Genomic DNA, 21,330 nt, shown 5'->3' with positions numbered 1-21,330 from the left:
CGTGCTCGTCATCGCCACCTCCGACAAAGGCGGCACCGGACGCTCGGTCACCACGTGCAACGTCGCCTACCGGCGCGCGCTCCAGGGCGATGACGTCTGCTACCTGGACTTCGACTTCGGCTCGCCGACCGCCGGAGCGATCTTCGGGATCGAGCGGATGTCCCACGGGACCCAGGGCGAGGACGGGCTCCACCGCTACTTGCAGGGCAAGACGGTGGCGCCGGGCCATGTCGACATATGGTCGGAGAGCCGTCGGCCCCCGGGCACCGGTCCCCGGCCGACGGGCGCCGGGAACCTCGTCCTGTACCCCGGAGACCTCGGCGGCGGTGAGTTCACCGCCAAGCCCGAGGTCATCGAGCGCTGCGCCGACCTGCTGCTGCTGTTGCAGAGCCAGTTCTCGGTGATCTTCATCGACCTGAGCGCCGGGCGGTCGCACGCGGCGGAGATGATCCTCACCCTCACCGCGCGGGAGAAGCGGATCTCGGACACGCGCTGGCTGGTCTTCCACCGCTGGACCAGACAGCACATCTCGGCCGCGGCCGACCTGGTGTTCGAGGATCGCGGGCTGCTGGAGTTCGGCAACCTGTTCGGCCACGACCGCGACGAACTGCGCCGGCGCATCCGCTTCGTACGGACGGCGGTGATCGACCCGAAGAGCGACCAGGGCGTGCTCGGGCTGCGTGCCGAGCAGGAGGCATGGTTGCGCCAGGTCGACAAGGGCCTCAACGAACAGGCCAACATCGCGGGTCTGGGCCGTACCTCCGTGATCGCGACGGTCCCCGTCGACCCGGTGCTCCAGTGGCGCGAACAGCTCATCACCGACGAGGACGTCTACGCCGAGATCGCCAACGAGGACACCGTCGAGGCGTTCGCCAAGCTCGCCGCGAACCTGGACGACCCGGCGGCATGGAGCCGGATATGACGGATCCCGAGTTGGAGGTCGATGTACTCACGAGCCAGCCCCGCGTGGAGCTGGTGCCGCGCTCGCACCTGTCGCTTGAGCTCGGCCACCTGTACATGGAGGACCTGCTGGACGGCCCGGAAACCCTGCGCCGCCACTTCGCACGGATCAGGCCGCTGGCGGACTTCGTCCGCGCCCGATACCCCGCGCCCCTGCGGATCAGTACGTGCTTCCTGGTCGACGACTACTTCAGCCAGCTCACCTCGCCCAAGAAGCTCGTCCCCGAACTGCTCGACGCGGTGCGCGACGCCGGGCTCGGCATCGACTATCTGGTGCGGGAGTCCGCGTGTGCGTCCGCCGGCGAAGTGTCTCCGGCCGAGCTGGTCCTGGGGCGGATCGTCTCCGATCCCCCGCGGGGCAGCAACGGTCTCCGCCCCCCGGTCCACGTGACCGGCTGGGTCTCCAACAGCAGGGACAGGCTCAGTCCGGACGGGCTGGACGAGGCGCTCGCCACCCGGCCCTGGCACCCTCCCGAGCAGAACGGCGCCCGGAGCCACTCCATCTGCATGGAGGTCCAGCTCTGGGACGAACGGGACGGTCAGCGGCAGTGGTCCTGTGCGCTGCTTTCGGCCGTCTGGCAACTGCTCCGCCTGGGCCTTCTCCGTCATCAGGGCAAACCCGTGATCTCGCCCACGCGGTGGACGGCCGAGTACCCGGACCGTTGGGAGGATCTTCCGCCGCTGGTCCAGCTCGCCGACGGCGCCCAGCCGTTCGCCGCGTTCCAGACGATGTCGCTGCTCGAGACCAGGTTCGCCGACGTGGAGGCCGCCGTGCGGACCATCCTCGACCAGGTCTCCGTCGACCCGGCCGTCACCGAGCAGACCGCCGCGCAGGCCGCGGCCCAGAAGATCGATCTCCCCGGTGACGTCGTCGGCAGGATCTCCCATGTCTTCAGCGACGGCTTCTGAGAGCACGCTCTCCATCGGAGAGGTCCGGACGGGCCTCCTCGGGCACTCCTCGCAACTGTCCATGGCGGAGACGGTCAGGCTGCTCGACCTGGTGCCCGGTGAGCAGGTGCGGCACGCCGCGTATCCGCGCGCCTATGCGGTCTCGCCCGAGCGGCTGGCCGGCATCGACTGCCTCATGCCCTCGCACTCGGGACGTCGCGTCCGGGGCGTCGGCACGTTCGCGACACGGGCCACCCTGACCGGCGGCCTGATCGTGCAGTCCTGCTCGCACACCACGCTCGTGCCGTCGTCCCGGCAGTACCGGCAGGCATGGTCGCATTACCTGGCCAACCCCGGCGTGGTCGAATACCTCGGCCGGCTGCGCCTGGACGACGCCGCCGCGGGATTCGCCCAGGCCGAGCACGGCCACCTGAACATCGAGATGGGGCGGACCGCCGAGTCCACGATCTTCGGTCTCCAGCGGTCGCGGCTGCTCGACGGCAGGCAGCCGCTGCACGCCCCGCTGGGCCGGTGGCGGTGGGCGCTGCAGCCCGTGCGGGAGGACGGCGGCCCCGGTCTCTACCGCTTCACCGTCCTGCCCGAGGGCATCCGCCTCATCCGGCTCTCGGTCGTCTGGCCTAACGTGTCCGACCTGCTCGACCTGGTCGAGGACCTGGCGCTGCACGATTGGCTGCTCGACTTCGTCGGCCATCAGATCGAGCGGGCGCGGCCCGGTTCCGGGGATCTGGACCGGACGCTCCAGCACATCGGACCCGTCATCGACCATCTGCTTCACCACTGGATGCCCAAGGCCCGAGTCCAGCCCGGCCTATACGGGCTGTGGGACGCCTTCGACCGTGTTCAGGGCCTGACTCGGCAGTGGGAGCTGACCACCAACCGGATCCGCGACCATGTGGCGCTCAACAGCCTGCGCCTGGTGCTGCGAACGGAGAGTGAATGGTCGGGGATGAGCTGAGCTAGCCCGAGCGGCTCGCAGCGAGGCGCTCTGGCCTGCTCACATGCAGGTCGTCGCGGTCGTCCTCGGTCAGCGGCATGTCGAGCAGCAGCTTGACGGCCAGTTGCGCCGTACGCGGCGCCAGCGTGATGCCCAGGCCGTTGTGCCCGGTGGCCGCCAGCACGCGGCGGTGTGGATCGACATAGCCGACGATCGGCAGCCCGTCCGACGTTCCCGGCCGGATTCCGGCGCGGGCACCGATGACCTCCCAACCGGCGACGGCCGGCAGGATTCGCCGCAGGTTCCGCAGGATGGTCTCCTTCGCCCGCGAAGACGTGCCCGGCGAGGCGTCGCCCCGGTCATGGGTCACGCCCACGGCCACCCGGCCCTCTGCGTAGGGGGACGCACGGACGATGTGCGTCTCCCCGTCGCCGGGCACGAGCGCGTCGCATTGGGTGCGCAGCCCGCCGCCCGCGGGGACCGCCACTTCGAGGATCTGCCCCTTGATGGGCCTGAAGCTGCCGTCCCGCCAGTCGATGAAGTCTTTGACCAGGTCATGACTGAGGTGCCCCGCAGCGACGACCACCCGATCGGATCGCAGGGCACGTCCGGATCTCAGGACGACCCGTACACCGTCTCCGTCTACGCGGATGTCTTCGGCACAGTCCTGGACGTAGGTGAAGCCGTCGTCGTCCTTGAGGACCGCCTCCAGCGCGGCCATCACACGCATGGGCTCTACCGCGAGGTCGTCCGGCAGCCATAGCCCTCCCGTGACGGCGGACCCGAGCAGCGGCTCGCGCCTGCGCGCCTCGTCCGCACTGAGTTCCTCGGCGGCCACGCCGCGCTCGCGGAGAAGGGGAAGCACATCGTTGATCAGCCGGCTGTGCTCCTTCTCCTCGGTGGCCATGCACAGGAGCCCGGAAGGGCGAAGCTCGATCGGCTGCCCCCAGGCGGCGGAGAGCCGCTCGACCCAGCTCGGGTAAAGGTCTCGGCTGCGTTGGGCCATGGGGCCGAGGGCGCCGTCTCCTTCGTCGTAGAGGTGCGGGTTGATCCCACCGGCCGCCGCCTGCGAGGCGCTGGTCTTGACGCAGGCGGCGAGCTCCTGCTCCACCAAGCTGACCCGCAGGCGCGACCCGCATCGCAGCTGTTCGGCGATCCCACCTCCGATGATGCCTCCGCCGACGATGATCACATCGTGGTGGGTAGGGATCATCACGTCTCCTTCGACGCCGAGGTCTTCGTGGGACGGCGGGTACCTCGGCTCGGTGCCCATCGTCGGTGCTGATTCCGGAGCGTCGCCCGCCCGGCTTCGCCCGCGGCGGACAGAGCGGTGCCGAGAGCGAATCAGCCAAAAGTGGGCATCGCTAGAAGGATGCATCCCGAAAGGAAGTTATATCACCCGGCCGCTCTCCTGAGCGAAGTAAGAGTAGGTTGCCGGTTTCACCACGATACCCACCAAGCTGCTATGACCGGCATCCTGCGGCTAAATGGTGAGTCTAAGTTGCTTCACTGTTTTTGGGTGCCGACAGGATGATGTCGCGAGGTGGTCGACAAGCGCCGCAGGGAACACGTCGAACGGCCCGTCCCGAGAGAAAGAGCGGCCGAGCGACTTAGGTGGCGTTATGTCGGATATGTCGCCTTCCGTTGGTCGCATTGCTCACGCATCCGCGCACGCCAACGCGATCCGGGACCGCCCGGCCGGTCGCCGATCCGGCCCAACGCACCGGCTCGGCGCGCTCTCCGCCCGACAACGCAACTGTACAGCTCTTGGTCCACGCTGACCCACGGAGCTAAGTTACCAACCTGGACTCGCAATTTCAGGTGCAGGCCAAAAGAGACGTCAACCCCGCTTGGCCTGTGCATCGGAGAAGAGGTGCCGATGGATAGCCCAGGGATAGCCGGCCGATGAGGATCGAGTACGTCGACCTGATCGAGGTCGCACTGCCGCTCGTGAGCCCCTTCCGAATCTCCACCGGGACCATGACGACCAGGGAGACGTTCCTGCTGCACATGGTCACCGACGCCGCCGAAGGCTGGGCCGAATTCGCCGGAGACCCCGACCCGGGCTACTACTCCGAGTTCGCCGCCGCCGCCGAGATCGTCGTCCGCGACTTCCTGCTGCCCGGCGTCCTCACGCTGCCCGAGCCCCGGGTCGCCGAGCTCGGCCCGGTCTTCGCGGCGGTCAAGGGGAACCGGCTGGCCAAGGCGGTGCTCGAGACCGCGCTGCTGGACGCCGAGCTGCGCGCCTACGGCATGTCGCTCGGCACCTTCCTCGGCGCGGCGCGGGAGGCCGTCCCCGTAGGGGTGTCCGTCGGCATCCAAGACTCGGTCGGCGAGTTGCTCGACGTGGTGGAGCGGTACCTTGCCGAGGGATACGCGCGTATCAAGGTGAAGATCGCGCCTGGCTGGGACCTCGAACCCGTGCGCGCTGTCCGGGAGCGGTTCGGGGACGACCTGCCGCTACAGGTGGACGCCAACACCGCCTACACCCTCGGCGATGCCGGGCATCTGCGCCGCTTGGACGAGTACGGCCTGCTGCTCATCGAAGAGCCGCTACAGGAAGACGACCTGCATTCCCACGCGCTGCTGCAGCGGCGGCTGGCCACCCCGATATGCCTGGACGAATCCATCCACAGCGCCCGCGACGCCGCCGCCGCCATCGCGCTCGACGCCTGCCGGGTCATCAACGTCAAGCCGGCCCGTGTCGGCGGCTATCTGGAGGCCCGGCGGATCCACGACCTCGCCGCCGCGCACGGCGTCCCCGTCTGGTGCGGCGGCAACCTCGAAACCGGCGTGGGCCGCGCCGCCAACCTGGCGCTGGCCGCTCTGCCCGGTTTCACCCTCCCCGGCGACCTGTCGGCCTCGAACCGCTATTTCGCCGAGGACCTCACCGAGCCGTTCGTCCTGCGCGACGGCCTCATGCGCGTGCTCGACGGGCCAGGCATCGGCATCGATCCCCAGCCGGATGCCCTGGCCCGGCACACCACCGCCGTCAGGCGGCTCCACCCGCGAGAGTGACCGATACCGCGCACGGCGAAGATGCATCCTGGCGTGGTGAGTACGCGGTCCGGGCGGTCATTCGCTGCGGACAGGCCGTGATGCCTGCACCGCGATCGGGGTGCCGCGTATTCTGTGCCGAAACATGATCAATTCAGAAAGGGTGCCGCGTGGACGCACTCGGTCCCGAGGACCCGCGGAGCGCTGGGCCGTACCGGCTGATCGCGAGGCTGGGCGCCGGCGGCATGGGACGGGTCTTCCTCGGACGTTCCCAGCGCGGCCGGACGGTCGCGGTGAAGCTCGTCCATCCTGAATTGATGCGCGAGCCCGCGACCCGCCGCCGGTTCCGGCACGAGGTCGAGGCCGCGCGCAAGGTCGGCGGTGAATGGACCGCGGCCGTCCTGGACGCCGACACCGAATCCGACGCGCCGTGGGTGGCCACCGCCTACGTCCCGGGCCCCGGCCTCAAGGACGTCGTCGAGTCGCACGGTCCGCTGCCCGAGCCGTCCGTTCTCGCGCTGGCCGCCGGGCTCGCGCGGGCGCTGAACGGCGTGCACGGCAATGACCTGATCCACCGCGACGTCAAGCCGTCGAACGTGCTCATCACGATCGACGGGCCCCGCCTGATCGACTTCGGCATCGCGCGCTCGGCCGAGGTCGGCCTCGGCACCCGCAGCGGCGGGATCATCGGGTCGCCGGGATTCATGTCGCCCGAACAGGTCCGGGGCAGACCGCTCACCCCGGCGTCCGACGTCTTCTCCCTCGGCGCGGTACTGGCGTTCGCGGCCACCGGGCGGCCGCCGTTCGGGGACGGCGGCGTCCACGCCCGGATGTTCCGCATCGCGTCCGAGCCCGCCGATCTCGGCGGACTGGACGGGCCCGTTCGCGACCTCGTGGAGCGCTGCCTCGCCAAAGATCCCGCGGCGCGACCCGCCCTCGACGACCTGCTCGTCGGCCCCCTGGCCGACCCGCCCGGCGGCGCCTGGCTGCCCGCCGAGGTCACGGCGGAGCTGGGCCGGCACGCCGCACAGCTACTCGAGGTCGAGGAACCGCGGGAACCGTCCCCCGTGCCGGGCGCGCCCGCGGCGCTACCAGCCGCCACCTCCCCGGGCCCGGCGCCCGGCGACACCCGAGGCGGCTTGCCGGGACGCCGGAAAATGCCGTTCTACCTCGGGGCGGGCGCGGCGGCGACCGTCGTCGTCCTGGTTTCCGGACTTCCGTTCGCCTTGCTGCGGGACCAGGACGCCGGCGCCCGAGACGGAGGGGGCGCGGCGGCCTCCGGTACTGCCCGTGACGTCCCGCTGGGCATGCTCGGCACCTGGGAAGGACGGTCGGAGGCGTTCGACGGGCCCTCCGCCCGCCTCCAGCGCATCACCATCCGGCGGGGAACGGTCGGCGAACAGGTCGCCGACCTCCACACGGCCACCGCCGACGCGTTATGCGAGTACGAGGGCGTCCTCAAGGAGGGCGGGTCGACCATCCGGCTGAACACGCAGCTGGTCCGATCCTTCCGCTCCAGATGCGCGGACCGCGTGGAGGTCGTCCTGACCCTTGAGGCGGGCAAGGTCCGCTGGAAAGGCCCCGGCCCCGTCCAAATGCTCTTCGGTGCGCGCAACCAGGCCGTCCCGCAGCGTCTCCAGGGCGTCTGGCAGTGGGCGGGCGGTGCTCAGGCCCCGTCGCCACGGCAGGTCGAACTGGGCTCGGACGACGTCGGAAGCGAGGCGGTCACGGTCGTCGCCCCTGGCCGGGACGGAGCCCAATGCATCGCGAAGGCGATCCTGGTGTCCGCCGAAAAGGACATCGTGCTGTTCCCCAGCCGCCTGATCGCGGGCCAGTGCGAACTGGACGGCCTGCAGAAAATCGCTCCTCAGGGCGACGGGGCCGCCTACTGGGCGTCCTTCGCCCGAGGGGAGAGCGGCAACCTCCGCCAGTACGTGGGCTGACCCGTGCTCCGTTCCTCGGTTGTCCGGATGTGCGGCCTCGCGTTCGATCAGGGTCCAACATCGCAACGAAATGGCGGGGGCGATCACTCGGGTTGTCGCTAGCGTGACTTCTCGTTTGCATGCGGTCCGTACGGCCTCATTGTGTTGCTCAACCGTGGTAAATAGGCTGAGAAGGAAACGCTCTTCGGATAATCAGTTGCGTGCCGAACCACGGCCCGCCTAGGCTCGGCGGGTGCGGCGAACCGTCATCATCGGCGACATCCACGGCTGCTTCGACGAACTGCTCGAACTGCTCGAGAAAATCGACCTCCGTCCGGACGACCTGCTGGTCAGCGTCGGCGACCTGGTCGACCGCGGCCCGGCGCCCGATGAGGTCGTCAGGCTTTTCCGGGAGCGTCCGAACTCTGTCGCTGTCATGGGCAACCACGAACGCAAACACGTGCGCGGAATTTTTTCCTACGCCCAGGAGATCACGCGTTTGCAGCTGGGCGACCGCTACGCCGAAACGGTCGACTGGATGCGGACGCTGCCGTACCACTTCGAGAACGACCATGTTCGCGTGGTTCATGCCGCGATGGTGCCCGGCATTCCGCTGGACGAGCAGAAAGAGGAAATCCTCTGCGGCTCGACCAGCGGCGAGCGGGAACTCACCGCGCTGTTCCCCGATGGCTACTGGCACGACCACTACGACGATGACAAGCCGGTCGTCTTCGGCCATCACGTGACCGGACGCGAGCCGATGATCCGCGACGGCAGGATCTTCGGTCTGGACACCGGCGCGTGCCACGGCTGGAACCTGACCGCGCTGTGCGTGCCGGAATTCACGATTCATTCGGTGGAAGCGCACGCGGATCACTGGTCGATCGTCAAACGTCAGTGGCAGCTCCCCGTCCTGAAGACCAAGCCTTGGCGTGACTTCACCTGGCCAGAGCTGGCCGAGACGATCGCGAGTTTTTCCAGGGCGTCCAACACCGCCACACGAAGCTGGCTGGAGACCGTCGAGAATTGGGCCACGGATCTGCAGGCGCTGTTTCCTGACCTGGTCACCGAGGCTCACCGCGTCGCCGACGAGCTCAGCACGGACGAGCTGCGGCACCATCCCGCCGCACGGTTCCTGTTCCAAGCCCGTAACGGGCGGCTCGTCCAGGCCAGCCTGGCCAGGCAGTGCTCGACACCCCGCAGAACGATCGACTTGGCGGGCGCCTTGGGCCTGGCCGTACCCGACGTGCCCAGCTGACCCGCGCCGAGGGACCGGCCTGTCGCTACCAGGCCGGCCCCTCAGGCCAGAATGAATGAGCCTCCCCGGCACCGAGACAGCGGCCGCTTTCGGCGCAGCCACTCATAGCGTCGTCACACGACTCACTTCACATCTTCTTCAACCAGGAGTCGCAACGGCCCACGCCGAGGATTACCTAGGGTCCGGCCACCGTCCGCGGGATCACACCGGAAATGCGTGAGGGACGTCCACCGGGTGGTGGGCGTCCCTCACGGAGCGGGTCGAGTTACTTGAGGATCGGAAGGCGCTTGACCAGCGGGAGCTTGCCCCACCAGCGGCCCAGGCCCAGGGTGTCGCCAGCGCTGACCAGGGCCAGCCCGACGACCAGCAGCGCGTAGATCAGGTGGTCGTCCATGAAGACGTTGTTCTCCGGAGGAAGAACCGCGGTCCACATCATCACCAGCAGCGCCGCACCACCGACCGCCGCGATCCGCATCCCGATGCCCAGGATCAGCGCCGCACCCACACCGGCCAGACCGATCATGAACAGCCAGTCCGCCCACGCCGCACCGGCCAGGTCGTTGTAGAACCCCGCGAACGGGCCCTTGGGCGCGTGCGCCAGGAACCCCTCGGTCGGGCTCCCGCCGTCCACCCAGCCCTTACCTTTGGGAGTCTCGTGACCGAGCCCGAAGGTCTTGTCCAAGAATGCCCAGAGGAAAACCCAGCCCAGCGCCAGCCGGGCCGCGGCCCACACATACCGGGCGGCGGGCGACTCGGTTCTGGGCGAGGGGGCAGTCCGCCCCTCACTGGTCCTCGGCTCGGAGAGTGCCATCGTCTCTCGCCTTTCTCGCGTCGCTCATTTCCTACACCTATGACTCAACATCATCAGCGGTGGGCGGGGATAGGCCCATTCGCACACGATCAACGGGACGAAGGTCCGCGTTTACGGCGGCGGGCAGGGCCCAAAGTCCAGGTGATCGAAGGTCTTCGGCCTCTGCGATGCCGGTGGCCAGGCAAAATGAACGGGACGTGACGCTCGTCACCCAGACAGGCATCGGCCGTCACCCTTATGAGGAAATGCGTGAGGGACGTCCACCGGGTGGTGGGCGTCCCTCACGGAGCGGGTCGAGTTACTTGAGGATCGGAAGGCGCTTGACCAGCGGGAGCTTGCCCCACCAGCGGCCCAGGCCCAGGGTGTCGCCGGCGCTGACCAGGGCCAGCCCGACGACCAGCAGCGCGTAGATCAGGTGGTCGTCCATGAAGACGTTGTTCTCCGGAGGAAGAACCGCGGTCCACATCATCACCAGCAGCGCCGCACCACCGACCGCCGCGATCCGCATCCCGATGCCCAGGATCAGCGCCGCACCCACACCGGCCAGACCGATCATGAACAGCCAGTCCGCCCACGCCGCACCGGCCAGGTCGTTGTAGAACCCCGCGAACGGGCCCTTGGGCGCGTGCGCCAGGAACCCCTCGGTCGGGCTCCCGCCGTCCACCCAGCCCTTGCCCGCCGGGGTCGCGTGCCCCAGCCCGAACAGCTTGTCCACGAACGCCCACGCGAACACCCAGCCCAGCGCCAGCCGGGCCGCGGCCCAGACGTAACGGGCGGCGGGCGTCTCGGCCAGCGGCTCCGGAGCCACCACCCGGATCAGGGTGTGCCGCCCCACGTGCGTCTTGTGCTCGGTGACTGCCATCGCCGTCTCACCTTCCACCACATCGCCGGTTCCTTCTGCACTCCTTACTCAACCCCAGCCCGCCCCCCGCACGTAGGTCCGTTCGGTCCCAGATCAGCGGGACCAACGTCCCCGCGTTGCGGCGATGTGAGAGACCCAAAAGTCCCTGGGCATAGGGCCTTGCGCCCAGGTATGTCGGAAAGCGACGCTGAGCAGAGCGTTTCCTGACCTGCTCGTCCTTCCTGATGGCATTTCAGGAAGGACGAGCGCGCCTTTCGTGTGGCGGTCTGTTCAGCGGGTCAGGACGACCTTGAGTGCGCCGGTGTTGGCGGCGTCGCTGAAGACCTCGTAGGCCTTCGGGAATTCGTCCAGGGTGAAGGTGTGGGTGATGAATTTGCCCGCGTCGATCTGGCCGCCCGCCAGCAGGCGGAGCAGGGTGGGCGTGGAGAAGGTGTCCACCAGGCCCGTGGTGATGGTGATGTCCCGGATCCACTGCTCTTCCAGGTGCAGGGACGCCGGGGCGCCGTGCACGCCGATGTTGGCGATCCGGCCTCCCGGACGGGCCATCTCGACCGCCAGCTCGAAGGCGGCGGGGACTCCGACGGCCTCGACGGTCACGTCCGCGCCCAGGCCGCCGGTCATGTCGCGGACCAGGGTCAGGGCGTCCTCCCGCGAGTTGTTGATCGTGGTGTCGGCGCCGAACCGCTCGGCCGCCTCCAGCCGGCTGTCGGCGAGGTCGATCGCGATGACGCGGCTCGGGCTGAACAGCCGCGCGCCCATGATCGCCGAGAGCCCGATCGGGCCGGCGCCCACCACCGCGACGGTGTCGCCGGGACCGACGGCGCCGTTGAGCACGCCGACCTCGTAGCCGGTCGGCAGGATGTCGGCCAGCATCAGCACGTCCCGGGCGGGGACGCCCTCCGGCAGCGGGTGCACCGAGGTGTCGGCGAACGGCACCCGCACGTACTCGGCCTGCGTCCCGTCGATCTTGTGGCCGAGGATCCAGCCGCCACCGCCCAGGCACTGTCCGTAGCGGCCCTCGCGGCAGAACCGGCACGTCCCGCACGCGGTGATGCACGACACCAGCACCTGGTCGGCCGGCTTGACCGTCCGCACGGCCGGGCCGACCGACTCGACCGTGCCGACCGCCTCGTGGCCGAGGACGCGCCCGTCGGTCACCTCCGGGACGTCCCCCTTGAGGATGTGCAGGTCGGTTCCGCAGATCGTCACCGCGTCCACCCGCACGACCGCGTCACCGTCCTCGATGACCTGCGGCTTGGGCACGGCCTCCCAGGACCTGCGGCCGGGCCCGTGGTACACCAGCGCTTGCATGAGGCACCTCCTTCGTCCGTCCCCCGATGCGCTTTCCAGCGTCGAACGTGAGGGAACGCGGGCGGCAGGGCGCCAGGTCCCCCCGGACGCGGGCCTAACGTCCCTGCCCGCTCATCGCGCTCGGCCCCGGCTCCGGCGTCGGCTCGCCGCCGCCCATGTCGAGCCGGAACGGCGGGTAGCGGTCGGTCATCAGGAAGGCGTAACCGGCCACCCGCAGCACCCACCGGTTCATACCCATGACGAACCCGAAGATCCCCTGCGGGAACCGGGCCGTGAACAGCAGCGCGACGGCGGCGAAGAAGACGAGCACGCCGACCAGGCCGGGCGTGTTCGCGGCCCAGCCGGAGTCGTCCCCGCCGGGACCGGCCCCGAGGAACAGCGAGACCACCAGGTAGTGCGGGATCGCCAGCAGCCACCACTTCACCAGGACCAGCCCTCGCGACAGCCGTTCGGGGTAGTCGATCGCGAGGCGGGCGGGGTAGCCGGGGACGTCCTGGAGCGTGAACGGCGGGTACCGGTCGGTGCCCAGCGCGCTGTACCCGTAGAACGCCACCCGCCATGCCCAGCGCAGCACCCCGACGTTGAAATCGAAGATCGACCGCGGGTAGCGGCCCGTGATCAGGATCGCGAAGAACGCGACCACGGTCAGCACCGTGAACGCGATCCCGAGGAAGAAGAGCACGATGTAGTGCGGGATCAGCAGGAGCCATTTCACCAGCCACAGCCATCGCGACAGCGGCTCGTCCAGCCGGCCGTCCACTCGGACCGGTAGATCTCGACCGTTCATCTTGGCCTCCCAGCGAGGTCGAGTACCCGGTGGCCTGCCGGCAGCCGGGCGAATCTCCTCTCCCACGGTCGTCCTGAGCGGATGCCGCCGTGTAGGGAGGTATGTCCGCAACCTCGGAGGACGAACGTCCACGGGGGCGCGGCGTCCCATGGGGGCGTCTTTCACGGGCGTGGTGCGTCCGCGTCCGGCCCGGCTTGCTACTACGGTTGTAGCAGATTGTCGGGAACCGATGAGCGGAGGATCCAATGGCTTTCTGGGACAAGCTGCGTGAGTCGACGCAGACCATGCAGACGCAGCTGCTCAGCAAGAAGAACGACCTGAAGAGCGGGGCGTTCCGGGACGCGAGCATGGCGATGTGCGCGCTGGTCGCGGCGGCGGACGGGAGCGTGGACCCCGCGGAACGGCAGCGCACCGCGTCGCTGATCGCGAGCAACGAGGTGCTGCAGAACTTCCCCGCGGACGATCTGCAGCGGCGGTTCAACGACTACGTGTCGAAGCTGACGGCCGACTTCGACTTCGGGAAGGTTTCGGTCCTGCAGGACATCGGCAAGGCCGGGAAGAAGCCCGCCGAGGCGCGGGCCGTCGTCCAGATCGGCATCGTGATCGGGGGCGCAGACGGGAACTTCGACGACATGGAGAAGGCCGTCGTCCGCGAGGCCTGCTTCGCCCTCGGCCTGAACCCCGCCGAGTTCGAACTCTGACGCTTCCGAAGGCGAGCGGAGTCGGCGCCTGCGCGCCTTCGGAGTGGGACGGGGCCGGTCCGGTCACCGCGCCGCGACCGGACCGGGCCCGCGCCGGGGGCGGCCGCTCGGATCGGCGGCGCGCGGCGGCGGCCGGCGGGTTCAGGCCGCGGCGGCCCGGGTGCCGAGCACCGCCGCGACCTGGGGCGCCACCTGGCCGGCCCAGCCGTCCAGGATCTCTCCCGCCCGCTCGATCCGGCTCTCCAGCAGCACCGCCCCCGGAGTCGGGACGAACGCGCCGAGTTCCACCAGGGCCGGACGCAGATGGACCTCGACGGCGAGCGCGTGCCGAGGGTCGCTCAGGACCAGCAACGGCAGCGCCACTGCCGAGGTCAGCGCCCCGCTGGGCAGGCGGTCGAGGAAGGTCTTCAGCAGCCCGGTGTAGGTGCCCTTGTGGGACGGGCTCGCCACCACGAGGACGTCGGCCTCGCGGACCATCTCCACCGCCGTCTCCACCACGGCGGAGGCCGAGGCCGAGCCGAGGGCGGCCGCCAGCGCCGACAGGTCGAGGATCTCCTGTTCGACGGGTCCGATGCGCCCGCCGATCGCCCTGGCGGCGAGGGCCGCGACGGCGCGCGTCTGCGATCGCGGCCGCGGAGTGCCGATCAGCGTGACGACGCGCGGCGTCACCATTGGCCGGCCTCCTCGGTGACGCGCCGCACCGGCCGTCCGTCGACGAGGTCGTAGCGGTTCATGTAGGCCAGCGGCGGCGAGTACACGTGCACGCTGACCGCGGGGGCGGCCGAGACGTTGCGCACCTCGTGGACGTAGTCGGCGCCGAACGCGCGGGAGCCGCCCGCCGTCACCGTCCGCACGGTGCTCAGGTCGGCCTCCTCCAGCGCGCCGAGCGCCACCGCGAACGCGCCGCGCGAGCCGCCGTGGTCGTGCAGGCCGGTGCTCTGGCCGGGCAGCCAGCTGATCAGCCAGATCTCCCGGTCCCCGTCGCGGTGCAGGCGCTCGTACCAGCGCCCCTCCGGGCTGAGCCGCACCCGTGGCAGCCATTCGTCGCAGTGCTCCGCGAGCTCCGCCGCGGCCGAGGCCAGCGTGGTGCCGGCGGGGACGAAGGTGCTCGTCGTCATCTATGCCCTCCTCTGGATCGTCAGGTGCTGCCGCCATGCGTCACTGGTACGGGGCGAGCCGACACAGGCCGCTCGCCAGCCGTCCCAGATCGACATGCGGTCGCGTCCACAGAGAGGGCCCCGGGTTCATGAGAACCAGCATGCCGTCTATTACCTACTTAGTCAATCGGAATTATGGTCAAACCTCCCTTGGATCAGTGGGTGGCACGGTAAAGGTCTGGACGCCGCCGAGAGCCGTACTGTCCGGGTACCGCGCATCAGGGCTGCGGAGCGGGCTCCGGGCAGGCGCTCTCCAAGAGGCGCATCTGGGCGGCCTGGAGCCGGTCGACGACCAGTTCGGTGAACCGGCGCGTCAGTTCGTAGCCGAGCGCGGGGTCGACGGCGCAGAGGGTGCGGATCAGCCGGCCGTCGAACTCGATGGCCCGGACGTCGGTCAGCGCCGTCGCCCCGAAACGCCACCGGTACGGGCGGAACAGCCACGACCAGCCGAGGACGGAGCCGGGTCCGAACGTGTCGACGACGACCGGCCCTCGCTCCGGCACGCGGAGATCGAGGACCACCGATCCGTCCTGGATCAGCCAGAACCGCTCCGCGGGCTCGGACTCGGCGATGATCCGCCGGCCCGCCGCGATCTCGGCGGCGCGGGCGGTGGTCGCCAGTCTCGCCAGGTCGGCGCTCCGCATTCCCCGCAGGAAAGCCTCACGCGCCAGGTCTGCCGCGGTAATGGTCTTCACCGGTTCGCCCCCGATCGTGCGGTCGAAGTTCTCGCGTCCCCCCATCTCACCCGTCGCGTGATCGGTGACACAGGGCCGAAGGGCCCTTGGCCGCGGGACTTCCGCCGTATCTCGCCCGAGGGGCGGCCTTATCTCGCCCGCGGGGCGACCGTGTCTCGCCCACGGGGCGAAGGTCCCGGGACGGACGGGCCGCTCGGCACTGATACGCGGCCGCCCCCATGGGGCAGGGTGGAGGTATCCAAGCCGAGGACGTGAGGAAACGATGGGCGACGCCGCGATCAGTGAGACGCACATCGGCGTGGTGTTCTTCGTCGGCGACCGTGCCTACAAGCTGAAGAAGCCGGTGAACCTGGGGTTCCTCGACTTCAGCACCCGGGAGTTGCGCGAGCGCGCCTGCCGGGAGGAGGTCCGGCTCAACCAGCGGTTCGCCCCGGACGTCTACCTCGGGGTCTGCGACGTGCGCGCCCCGGACGGCGAGATCTGCGACCACCTGGTCGTGATGCGCCGCATGCCCGCCGAACGGCGGCTGTCCCGCCTCGTGGAGGAGGGCGCGCCGGTCGAGGGCGCGGTCCACGACGTCGCCCGGCTCCTCGCCGCCTGGCATGCCCGCGCGCCCCGCGGCCCCCGCGTCGCCGCGCAGGGGACGCGCGACGCCCTGCGCGCCCGCTGGCGCGACAGCTTCGAGCAGGTGCGGCCCTTCCACGGCGGCGTGCTCGACGCGGTGGACGCGACCGAGATCGAGGACCTCGTCACCGCGTTCCTCGCCGGCCGCGAGCCGCTGTTCGAGGCGCGCATCGCCGACGGGCGGGTGGTCGACGGGCACGGCGACCTCCTCGCCGGGGACGTCTTCTGCCTGGACGACGGCCCGCGCGTCCTCGACTGCCTGGAGTTCGACGAGGCGCTGCGCTCCCTGGACGGGCTCGACGACGCGTCCTTCCTGGCCATGGACCTCGAACGCCTCGGCGCCCCGCACCTCGCCGACCGCTTCCTCGGCTGGTACGCCGGGTTCGCCGCCGACCCGGCGCCGTCCTCGCTCCGCCACCACTACGTCGCCTACCGCGCGTTCGTCCGCGCCAAGGTCGCCTGCCTGCGCCACGAGCAGGGCGCCCCGGACGCGGCCGCCGAGGCGCGCTCCTACGCCGATCTCGCGCTGCGGCATCTGCGCGCCGGTCAGGTCGGGCTGATCCTGGTGGGCGGGCTCCCCGGAACCGGCAAGACGACCCTCGCCGGGGCCCTGGCCGACCGGCTCGGCTGCACCCTCCTCAGCAGCGACCGCCTCCGCAAGGAGACCGCCGGGCTCGCGCCGCTCGACTCGGCCGCCGCCCCCTACGGAACCGGGCTCTACTCCCCCGAGCAGACCCGGCGCACGTACCGGGAGCTCGCGGAACGCGCCGCCACGCTGCTCCAGCACGGCGAAACGGTCGTCCTGGACGCCTCCTGGACGTCGGAGGACGCGCGGGCCCTGCTCGCCGGAGTCGCCGAGCGCGCGCACGTCCCGCTGTACTCGCTGCGGTGCGACGCCCCCGAAAGCGTCGCCGTCGAGCGCATGCGCGCCCGCCCGCAGGGCCTGTCGGACGCCGACGCCGAGATCGCCGCCGCGATGCGTGCGGACGCGGCACCGTGGCCGGAGGCCGTCGCGATCGACACCGGCGGCTCGCCCGCGAAGTCTTTGGACCAGGCGCTGGAGGCCGTCCGCCCCCATGGCGCCGAGCACGTGCGGCCGCTCCGGCCGCTGCTGCCCCCCGGCTGAGTCGCGCCCCCGCTGAGTCGCCGCCCCGGCTGACCGGCGCCCGCGGGTCTCTCTGCCGCATTCGGGACCTTGGTCCCTTCAATGGCGGGACGCCCGCTGAAGTAACACCCCGCAAGGGGGAGCGGGTAACGTCCAATCCGTCAGCGACGAGGCGAAGGACGATGCCATGACCGGCGAGGCTGCCGAGACGATCCGGGTGTTCCTGCTGGACGATCACGAGGTCGTGCGCCGCGGGGTGGCCGCGCTGCTGTCGGCCGAGGACGACATCGAGATCGTCGGCGAGGCCGGCACCGCCGAGCACGCCCTGGCGCGCATCCCCGCCGCCCGGCCCGACGTGGCCGTGCTGGACGTCCGGCTCCCCGACGGCGACGGCGTCAGCGTGTGCCGCGAGCTCCGCTCCCAGATGCCCGACCTGGCCTGCCTGATGCTGACCTCCTTCGACGACGAGGACGCCCTGTTCGAAGCGGTCATGGCGGGCGCGTCCGGCTACGTCCTCAAGCAGATCCACGGCTCGGACCTGGTCGGCGCGGTCCGCACCGTCGCCACCGGCCAGTCCCTGCTCGACCCCCGCTCCACCGCCCGGATGCTGCAGCGCCTGCGCGACCGGCAGGAGAAGCAGGACCCGCTCAAGGGCCTGACCGACCAGGAACGCCACATCTTCGACCTCATCGGCGAGGGCCTGACGAACCGGCAGATCGGCGAGCGCCTCTTCCTGGCCGAGAAGACCGTCAAGAACTACATCTCCAACATCTTCGCCAAACTCGGCATGAGCCGCCGCACCCAGGCCGCCGCCCTCGCCGCCCAGCTCAAGGCCGACCGCAAGCCCCCTCGCACCGGCCTCCGTCCCTAGGGCGGCGGCCCGATCGCCGCGTCCCCGCGGTGCCCGGACCGTCCGCCCCATCGGCCGCGGGCTCGGCTCCGCACCGTCCGCCCGTCATACGGCTACGTGCTGCAGCTCGCGGGCGATCCCGGCGGCCCACTCGGCGACCCGGTCGCGGTCGCGGTAGTCGCCGGCGGACTGCCGCGCGATCCGGGAGGCCAGGAAGCCCTCCGCGTCCGCGGTCAGCCGCCCGCCGAACGTGGCGTGGCCGCGGGCGCCGACCCGCCGGGCCAGCTTCGCCACGCCCCGCACCGGCTCGATCTCACGCTCCCCGGCGCTGCGGTCCAGCGGGCCGCTGCTGAACAGCCACACCGGCACGCGCTCGAGCGCGCCCGCGTGCCGACGGACGAACCGCCGCGCCTCCCCGTGCCAGCGCCCCGCGTACAGGGCGCCACCGACGACCACGGCGTCGTACCCGTCCAGCGCGGTGACCTCCCCGGCCCGTCGCACCTCGGCCTCGACGCCCATGCGGCGCAGCGTGGTACCCACCCATTCGGCGATCTCGGCGGTTCCTCCCCGGTCGGAGGCGTACGCCACCAGCACCCGCATCATGACGACTCCTTCCCCTGCGTTCACCTCCAGCCTTCCCGAGCGTCGCCGCACCGTTCAGGGGCATGGGTCGGGGATCCGCGGGACCTTCGGCCCTGGGAGCATCGAGGCGGGCACCCAGAGGCTGAAGGTGACAGGGAGGCATGGGGATGACGACGGCGCTGGCGCCTTACCGCAGGCCCGCCGAGGACGTCGTGCGCGACCTCGGCGGCGACGCCTCCCGCGGGCTGACCTCGGCCGAGGCGGCGGCCCGGCTGCGGCGGGACGGGCCGAACACGCTGCCGGCGGCGCGGGGCCGCGGCCCGGTGCTGCGGTTCCTGATGCAGTTCAACAGCCCGCTGATCTACGTCCTGCTGGCGGCGGCCCTGGTCACGGGGCTGCTCGGCGAGCACGTGGACGCGCTGGTGATCCTCGGCGTGGTGATCGTGAACGCGATCGTCGGGTTCGTCCAGGAGTCGCGCGCGGAGCGGGCGCTGACCGCGCTGGCCGCGATGGCGCGGACGACGGCGGTGGCCGTCCGCGACGGCGCGCCGGTCGGCGTCCCGGCGGCCGACCTCGTCCGGGGCGACCTGGTCGTCCTGGAGGCCGGCGACAAGGTCCCGGCCGACCTGCGGCTGCTGCGCACCGACGAGCTGGCCGTGGACGAGTCGGCGCTGACCGGGGAGTCGGTGCCCGTCGCGAAGGACCCGGCGGCGCTGCCCGAGGTCGCCCTCGCGGACCGAACCGGCATGGCGTTCTCCGGGACGCTGGTGACCGCGGGCGCGGCCACCGGCCTGGTCGTGGCGACCGGCGCGGACACCGAGCTCGGCGACATCAACCGGCTGGTGCAGGGCACCGCGACGGTGCAGACGCCGCTCACCCGCAAGATCGCGCAGTTCAGCAAGATCGTGACGGTGGCGATCCTGCTGCTGGCCGCGCTCACCTTCGTGATCGGCATCCTGCGCGGACGGGACGCGCCGGAGATGCTGACCGCCGCCGTCGCGCTCGCGGTCGGCGCGATCCCCGAGGGCCTGCCCGCCGTCGTGACGATCACGCTGGCGCTCGGCGTCGCCCGGATGGTGCGGCGCGGCGCCATCGTCCGGCACCTGCCCGCCGTGGAGACGCTCGGCGGCACCACCGTCATCTGCAGCGACAAGACCGGCACGCTCACCCAGAACCAGATGACCGTCACCGCGATCAGCGCGGGCGGTCGCGACTACACCGTCACCGGCACCGGCTACGCCCCGGACGGCGCGATCGAGCAGGACGGCCGCGCGGTCGATCTCGCCGGGCACCCCGCCCTCCGGGAGACGCTGCTGACGGGGCTCGGCTGCAACGACGCGCGGCTCGCCGAACAGGACGGCGGCTGGGTGATCACCGGCGACCCGACCGAGGGGGCCCTCGTCACCAGCGCCGCCAAGGCCGGGCTCGACCGCGTCCCGCCCCGCACCGCCACGCAGCCGTTCAGCTCCGAGCGCCGCTACATGGCGACCCTGCACGAGGACGGCACCGTCTACGTCAAGGGCCCGGTCGAGCGGCTGCTGGAGCTGTGCGACGACGCCGCCGGACCCGACGGCACGACCGTCCCCCTGGACCCGGCCGCCGTCACCGCCCGCGCCGAGGCCTACGGAGCGCAGGCGCTGCGCGTGATGGCCTTCGCCCGGGGGCGTGCCGAGACGCTGGACGAGCTGCCCCGGCTGACGTTCCTCGGCCTCCAGGCCATGCTGGACCCGCCCCGCGCGGACGCCGCGCGCGCCATCCGGACCTGCCACGACGCCGGCATCCAGGTCAAGATGATCACCGGTGACCACGCGGCGACCGCCGCCGCCATCGGCGCCCACGTCGGTCTCGAGGGCGAGGTGATGACCGGCGCGGAACTCACCGGCGACCTCTCCCCCGAGCGGCTGCACGCCACCACCGTCTTCGCCCGCGTCTCCCCGGAGCAGAAGCTCCGCCTCGTCCAGGCGCTGCAGGGGTCCGGGCACGTGATCGCGATGACCGGCGACGGGGTCAACGACGCGCCCGCCCTCAAGCAGGCCGACATCGGCGTGGCCATGGGCCGCACCGGCACCGACGCCGCCAAGGAGTCGGCCGACATGGTGCTCACCGACGACGCCTTCACCTCCATCGAGCAGGCCGTCGAGGAGGGGCGCGGCGTCTTCGACAACCTGGTGAAGTTCATCGTGTGGGCGCTGCCGTCCAACATCGGGCTCGGCCTGGTCCTCGTCGCCGCGATCGTCGCCGGCACCGCGCTGCCGATCCTGCCGCTCCAGGTGCTGTGGCTGAACATGACCGCGGTGCTCGTCCTCGGCCTGCCGTTCGCCGTCGAGCCGAGGGACGAGCACATCATGCGCCGCCCGCCGCGCGACCCGGCGCTGCCGCTGCTCACCCGCGCGATGACCAGCCGGATCCTGCTGGTCTCGGGGATCCTGCTCGCCGGCTCCTTCGGCCTCCAGCACTGGGAACGGGACCACGGCGCGGCCCCGGAGGTCGCGCAGACGATCGTCGTCAACGTGTTCGCGCTGACGCTGCTGACCTACATGTTCAACTGCCTGTCGCTGGACCGGCCGCTGCTGTGGGGCGGCGTGCGCCGCAACCCGTGGGTCGCCGTCAGCGTCCTCGTCCTCGCCGCGCTCCAGATGCTCTACACCTACGCGCCGTTCATGAACGACCTGTTCGGGTCCGCGCCGCTCGGCGCGGCCGCCTGGGCGCGCATCGCGGTCATCGCCGTCGCGTCCTACCTCGTGGTGGAGGCGCTGAAGTTCGTCCAGCGCGCCCGCTGACCTCACCGCCGGGAGTCCGTCGGCGTACCACGGTGAGCGGGTCGGCAGGTACTACACCCACGCCCAGGGACACCCCACGCCAAGG

The 21,330-nt window shown here is 70.9% G+C and carries 20 protein-coding genes; 10 read left to right on the top strand and 10 right to left on the bottom strand.

Going from position 1 to position 21,330, the window contains the following annotated elements:
- Position 1 precedes the first annotated feature (1 nt).
- The 3 genes from SM418_RS15850 to SM418_RS15840 are packed head-to-tail and all read left to right on the top strand — an operon-like array spanning position 2 to position 2,824.
- Entirely contained in the window at positions 2-922 is a 921-nt protein-coding gene (locus SM418_RS15850; protein ID WP_371941304.1) for an SCO2523 family variant P-loop protein, read from the top strand.
- Positions 919-1,869: an SCO2522 family protein gene (locus SM418_RS15845; RefSeq protein WP_371941305.1), complete on the top strand. Its 951-nt coding sequence runs from the start codon at positions 919-921 to the stop codon at positions 1,867-1,869. The genes SM418_RS15850 and SM418_RS15845 overlap by 4 nt, the downstream gene beginning before the upstream one ends.
- Complete coding sequence (locus SM418_RS15840) at positions 1,847-2,824, top strand: SCO2521 family protein (RefSeq protein WP_371941306.1); 978 nt, start codon at positions 1,847-1,849, stop codon at positions 2,822-2,824. The genes SM418_RS15845 and SM418_RS15840 overlap by 23 nt, the downstream gene beginning before the upstream one ends.
- Position 2,825: 1 nt before the next feature.
- Here the strand turns inward: SM418_RS15840 and SM418_RS15835 are convergent, their stop codons facing one another.
- Positions 2,826-4,016 carry an NAD(P)/FAD-dependent oxidoreductase gene (locus SM418_RS15835; protein ID WP_371941307.1) on the bottom strand — a complete coding sequence of 397 codons (1,191 nt, stop codon included), beginning with the start codon at positions 4,014-4,016 and terminating at the stop codon, positions 2,826-2,828.
- Positions 4,017-4,708: 692 nt separating this feature from the next.
- Between SM418_RS15835 and menC the strand changes: the two genes are divergently transcribed.
- The 3 genes from menC to SM418_RS15820 all read left to right on the top strand — a co-directional run bounded on the left by menC (position 4,709) and on the right by SM418_RS15820 (position 8,980).
- The gene (gene menC / locus SM418_RS15830) at positions 4,709-5,821 is read left to right on the top strand and encodes an o-succinylbenzoate synthase (RefSeq protein ID WP_371941309.1); all 1,113 of its coding nucleotides are present in this window, start codon (positions 4,709-4,711) and stop codon (positions 5,819-5,821) included.
- Positions 5,822-5,970: 149 nt separating this feature from the next.
- On the top strand, positions 5,971-7,743 hold the full coding sequence (locus tag SM418_RS15825; RefSeq protein ID WP_371941310.1) for a serine/threonine-protein kinase: 1,773 nt from the start codon (positions 5,971-5,973) through the stop codon (positions 7,741-7,743).
- A 232-nt stretch (positions 7,744-7,975) separates the two neighbouring features.
- On the top strand, positions 7,976-8,980 hold the full coding sequence (locus tag SM418_RS15820) for a metallophosphoesterase family protein (RefSeq protein ID WP_371941312.1): 1,005 nt from the start codon (positions 7,976-7,978) through the stop codon (positions 8,978-8,980).
- 265 nt (positions 8,981-9,245) lie between these two features.
- On the opposite strand, the gene SM418_RS15815 is transcribed toward SM418_RS15820, so the two are convergent.
- The 4 genes from SM418_RS15815 to SM418_RS15800 all read right to left on the bottom strand — a co-directional run bounded on the left by SM418_RS15815 (position 9,246) and on the right by SM418_RS15800 (position 12,751).
- The gene (locus SM418_RS15815; RefSeq protein ID WP_371941314.1) at positions 9,246-9,791 is read right to left on the bottom strand and encodes a hypothetical protein; all 546 of its coding nucleotides are present in this window, start codon (positions 9,789-9,791) and stop codon (positions 9,246-9,248) included.
- A 298-nt stretch (positions 9,792-10,089) separates the two neighbouring features.
- Positions 10,090-10,653 (bottom strand): hypothetical protein, encoded by a 564-nt coding sequence (locus SM418_RS15810; protein ID WP_371941315.1) that lies wholly within the window; start codon positions 10,651-10,653, stop codon positions 10,090-10,092.
- A 270-nt stretch (positions 10,654-10,923) separates the two neighbouring features.
- Complete coding sequence (locus tag SM418_RS15805; RefSeq protein WP_371941317.1) at positions 10,924-11,964, bottom strand: zinc-dependent alcohol dehydrogenase family protein; 1,041 nt, start codon at positions 11,962-11,964, stop codon at positions 10,924-10,926.
- Between the two features lie 94 nt (positions 11,965-12,058).
- Positions 12,059-12,751: a DUF4389 domain-containing protein gene (locus SM418_RS15800; protein ID WP_371941318.1), complete on the bottom strand. Its 693-nt coding sequence runs from the start codon at positions 12,749-12,751 to the stop codon at positions 12,059-12,061.
- Between the two features lie 245 nt (positions 12,752-12,996).
- Here SM418_RS15800 and SM418_RS15795 point away from each other — a divergent pair, with 245 nt between their 5' ends.
- A complete protein-coding gene (locus SM418_RS15795; protein WP_371941319.1) occupies positions 12,997-13,452 on the top strand; it encodes a tellurite resistance TerB family protein in 456 nt (151 codons plus the stop codon).
- Positions 13,453-13,593: 141 nt separating this feature from the next.
- Here the strand turns inward: SM418_RS15795 and SM418_RS15790 are convergent, their stop codons facing one another.
- From SM418_RS15790 to SM418_RS15775, 4 genes are all read right to left on the bottom strand, one after another.
- Positions 13,594-14,124 (bottom strand): NAD(P)H-dependent oxidoreductase, encoded by a 531-nt coding sequence (locus SM418_RS15790; RefSeq protein ID WP_371941320.1) that lies wholly within the window; start codon positions 14,122-14,124, stop codon positions 13,594-13,596.
- Entirely contained in the window at positions 14,118-14,570 is a 453-nt protein-coding gene (locus SM418_RS15785) for a cysteine dioxygenase (RefSeq protein ID WP_371941322.1), read from the bottom strand. Before SM418_RS15785 ends, SM418_RS15790 begins: the two co-directional genes overlap by 7 nt.
- A gap of 40 nt (positions 14,571-14,610) precedes the next feature.
- Positions 14,611-14,700 carry a putative leader peptide gene (locus tag SM418_RS15780; protein WP_371966077.1) on the bottom strand — a complete coding sequence of 30 codons (90 nt, stop codon included), beginning with the start codon at positions 14,698-14,700 and terminating at the stop codon, positions 14,611-14,613.
- A 127-nt stretch (positions 14,701-14,827) separates the two neighbouring features.
- Complete coding sequence (locus tag SM418_RS15775; protein WP_371941324.1) at positions 14,828-15,349, bottom strand: cyclic nucleotide-binding domain-containing protein; 522 nt, start codon at positions 15,347-15,349, stop codon at positions 14,828-14,830.
- A 217-nt stretch (positions 15,350-15,566) separates the two neighbouring features.
- On the opposite strand from SM418_RS15775, the gene SM418_RS15770 reads away from it, so the two are divergent.
- Both SM418_RS15770 and SM418_RS15765 read left to right on the top strand, forming a co-directional pair.
- Positions 15,567-17,054, top strand: coding sequence for a bifunctional aminoglycoside phosphotransferase/ATP-binding protein (locus tag SM418_RS15770; RefSeq protein ID WP_371941325.1), 1,488 nt, complete (start codon positions 15,567-15,569; stop codon positions 17,052-17,054).
- A gap of 166 nt (positions 17,055-17,220) precedes the next feature.
- Entirely contained in the window at positions 17,221-17,904 is a 684-nt protein-coding gene (locus SM418_RS15765; protein ID WP_371941327.1) for a response regulator transcription factor, read from the top strand.
- An 84-nt stretch (positions 17,905-17,988) separates the two neighbouring features.
- Here SM418_RS15765 and SM418_RS15760 read toward each other — a convergent pair whose 3' ends face one another.
- Positions 17,989-18,486 carry a flavodoxin domain-containing protein gene (locus tag SM418_RS15760; RefSeq protein WP_371941328.1) on the bottom strand — a complete coding sequence of 166 codons (498 nt, stop codon included), beginning with the start codon at positions 18,484-18,486 and terminating at the stop codon, positions 17,989-17,991.
- A 146-nt stretch (positions 18,487-18,632) separates the two neighbouring features.
- On the opposite strand from SM418_RS15760, the gene SM418_RS15755 reads away from it, so the two are divergent.
- Entirely contained in the window at positions 18,633-21,245 is a 2,613-nt protein-coding gene (locus SM418_RS15755; RefSeq protein WP_371941329.1) for a cation-translocating P-type ATPase, read from the top strand.
- The last annotated feature ends 85 nt before the right edge of the window (positions 21,246-21,330 follow it).

This window comes from Actinomadura chokoriensis, assembly GCF_041463665.1.
Classification (GTDB): domain Bacteria; phylum Actinomycetota; class Actinomycetes; order Streptosporangiales; family Streptosporangiaceae; genus Spirillospora; species Spirillospora chokoriensis_A.
The sequence above is the reverse complement of the archived record's forward strand: the minus strand, read 5'-3'. Positions and strand labels throughout refer to the sequence as shown.

Bases quoted from the DNA above. Each gene is read 5' to 3' on its own strand.
- SM418_RS15845 (WP_371941305.1), top strand. From the start codon at position 919: ATGACGGATCCCGAGTTGGAGGTCGATGTACTCACGAGCCAGCCCCGC.
- SM418_RS15840 (WP_371941306.1), top strand. From the start codon at position 1,847: ATGTCTTCAGCGACGGCTTCTGAGAGCACGCTCTCCATCGGAGAGGTC.
- SM418_RS15835 (WP_371941307.1), bottom strand. From the start codon at position 4,016: ATGATCCCTACCCACCACGATGTGATCATCGTCGGCGGAGGCATCATC.
- menC (WP_371941309.1), top strand. From the start codon at position 4,709: ATGAGGATCGAGTACGTCGACCTGATCGAGGTCGCACTGCCGCTCGTG.
- SM418_RS15815 (WP_371941314.1), bottom strand. From the start codon at position 9,791: ATGGCACTCTCCGAGCCGAGGACCAGTGAGGGGCGGACTGCCCCCTCG.
- SM418_RS15810 (WP_371941315.1), bottom strand. From the start codon at position 10,653: ATGGCAGTCACCGAGCACAAGACGCACGTGGGGCGGCACACCCTGATC.
- SM418_RS15805 (WP_371941317.1), bottom strand. From the start codon at position 11,964: ATGCAAGCGCTGGTGTACCACGGGCCCGGCCGCAGGTCCTGGGAGGCC.
- SM418_RS15800 (WP_371941318.1), bottom strand. From the start codon at position 12,751: ATGAACGGTCGAGATCTACCGGTCCGAGTGGACGGCCGGCTGGACGAG.
- SM418_RS15795 (WP_371941319.1), top strand. From the start codon at position 12,997: ATGGCTTTCTGGGACAAGCTGCGTGAGTCGACGCAGACCATGCAGACG.
- SM418_RS15790 (WP_371941320.1), bottom strand. From the start codon at position 14,124: ATGGTGACGCCGCGCGTCGTCACGCTGATCGGCACTCCGCGGCCGCGA.
- SM418_RS15785 (WP_371941322.1), bottom strand. From the start codon at position 14,570: ATGACGACGAGCACCTTCGTCCCCGCCGGCACCACGCTGGCCTCGGCC.
- SM418_RS15780 (WP_371966077.1), bottom strand. From the start codon at position 14,700: ATGAACCCGGGGCCCTCTCTGTGGACGCGACCGCATGTCGATCTGGGA.
- SM418_RS15775 (WP_371941324.1), bottom strand. From the start codon at position 15,349: ATGGGGGGACGCGAGAACTTCGACCGCACGATCGGGGGCGAACCGGTG.
- SM418_RS15770 (WP_371941325.1), top strand. From the start codon at position 15,567: ATGGGCGACGCCGCGATCAGTGAGACGCACATCGGCGTGGTGTTCTTC.
- SM418_RS15765 (WP_371941327.1), top strand. From the start codon at position 17,221: ATGACCGGCGAGGCTGCCGAGACGATCCGGGTGTTCCTGCTGGACGAT.
- SM418_RS15760 (WP_371941328.1), bottom strand. From the start codon at position 18,486: ATGATGCGGGTGCTGGTGGCGTACGCCTCCGACCGGGGAGGAACCGCC.
- SM418_RS15755 (WP_371941329.1), top strand. From the start codon at position 18,633: ATGACGACGGCGCTGGCGCCTTACCGCAGGCCCGCCGAGGACGTCGTG.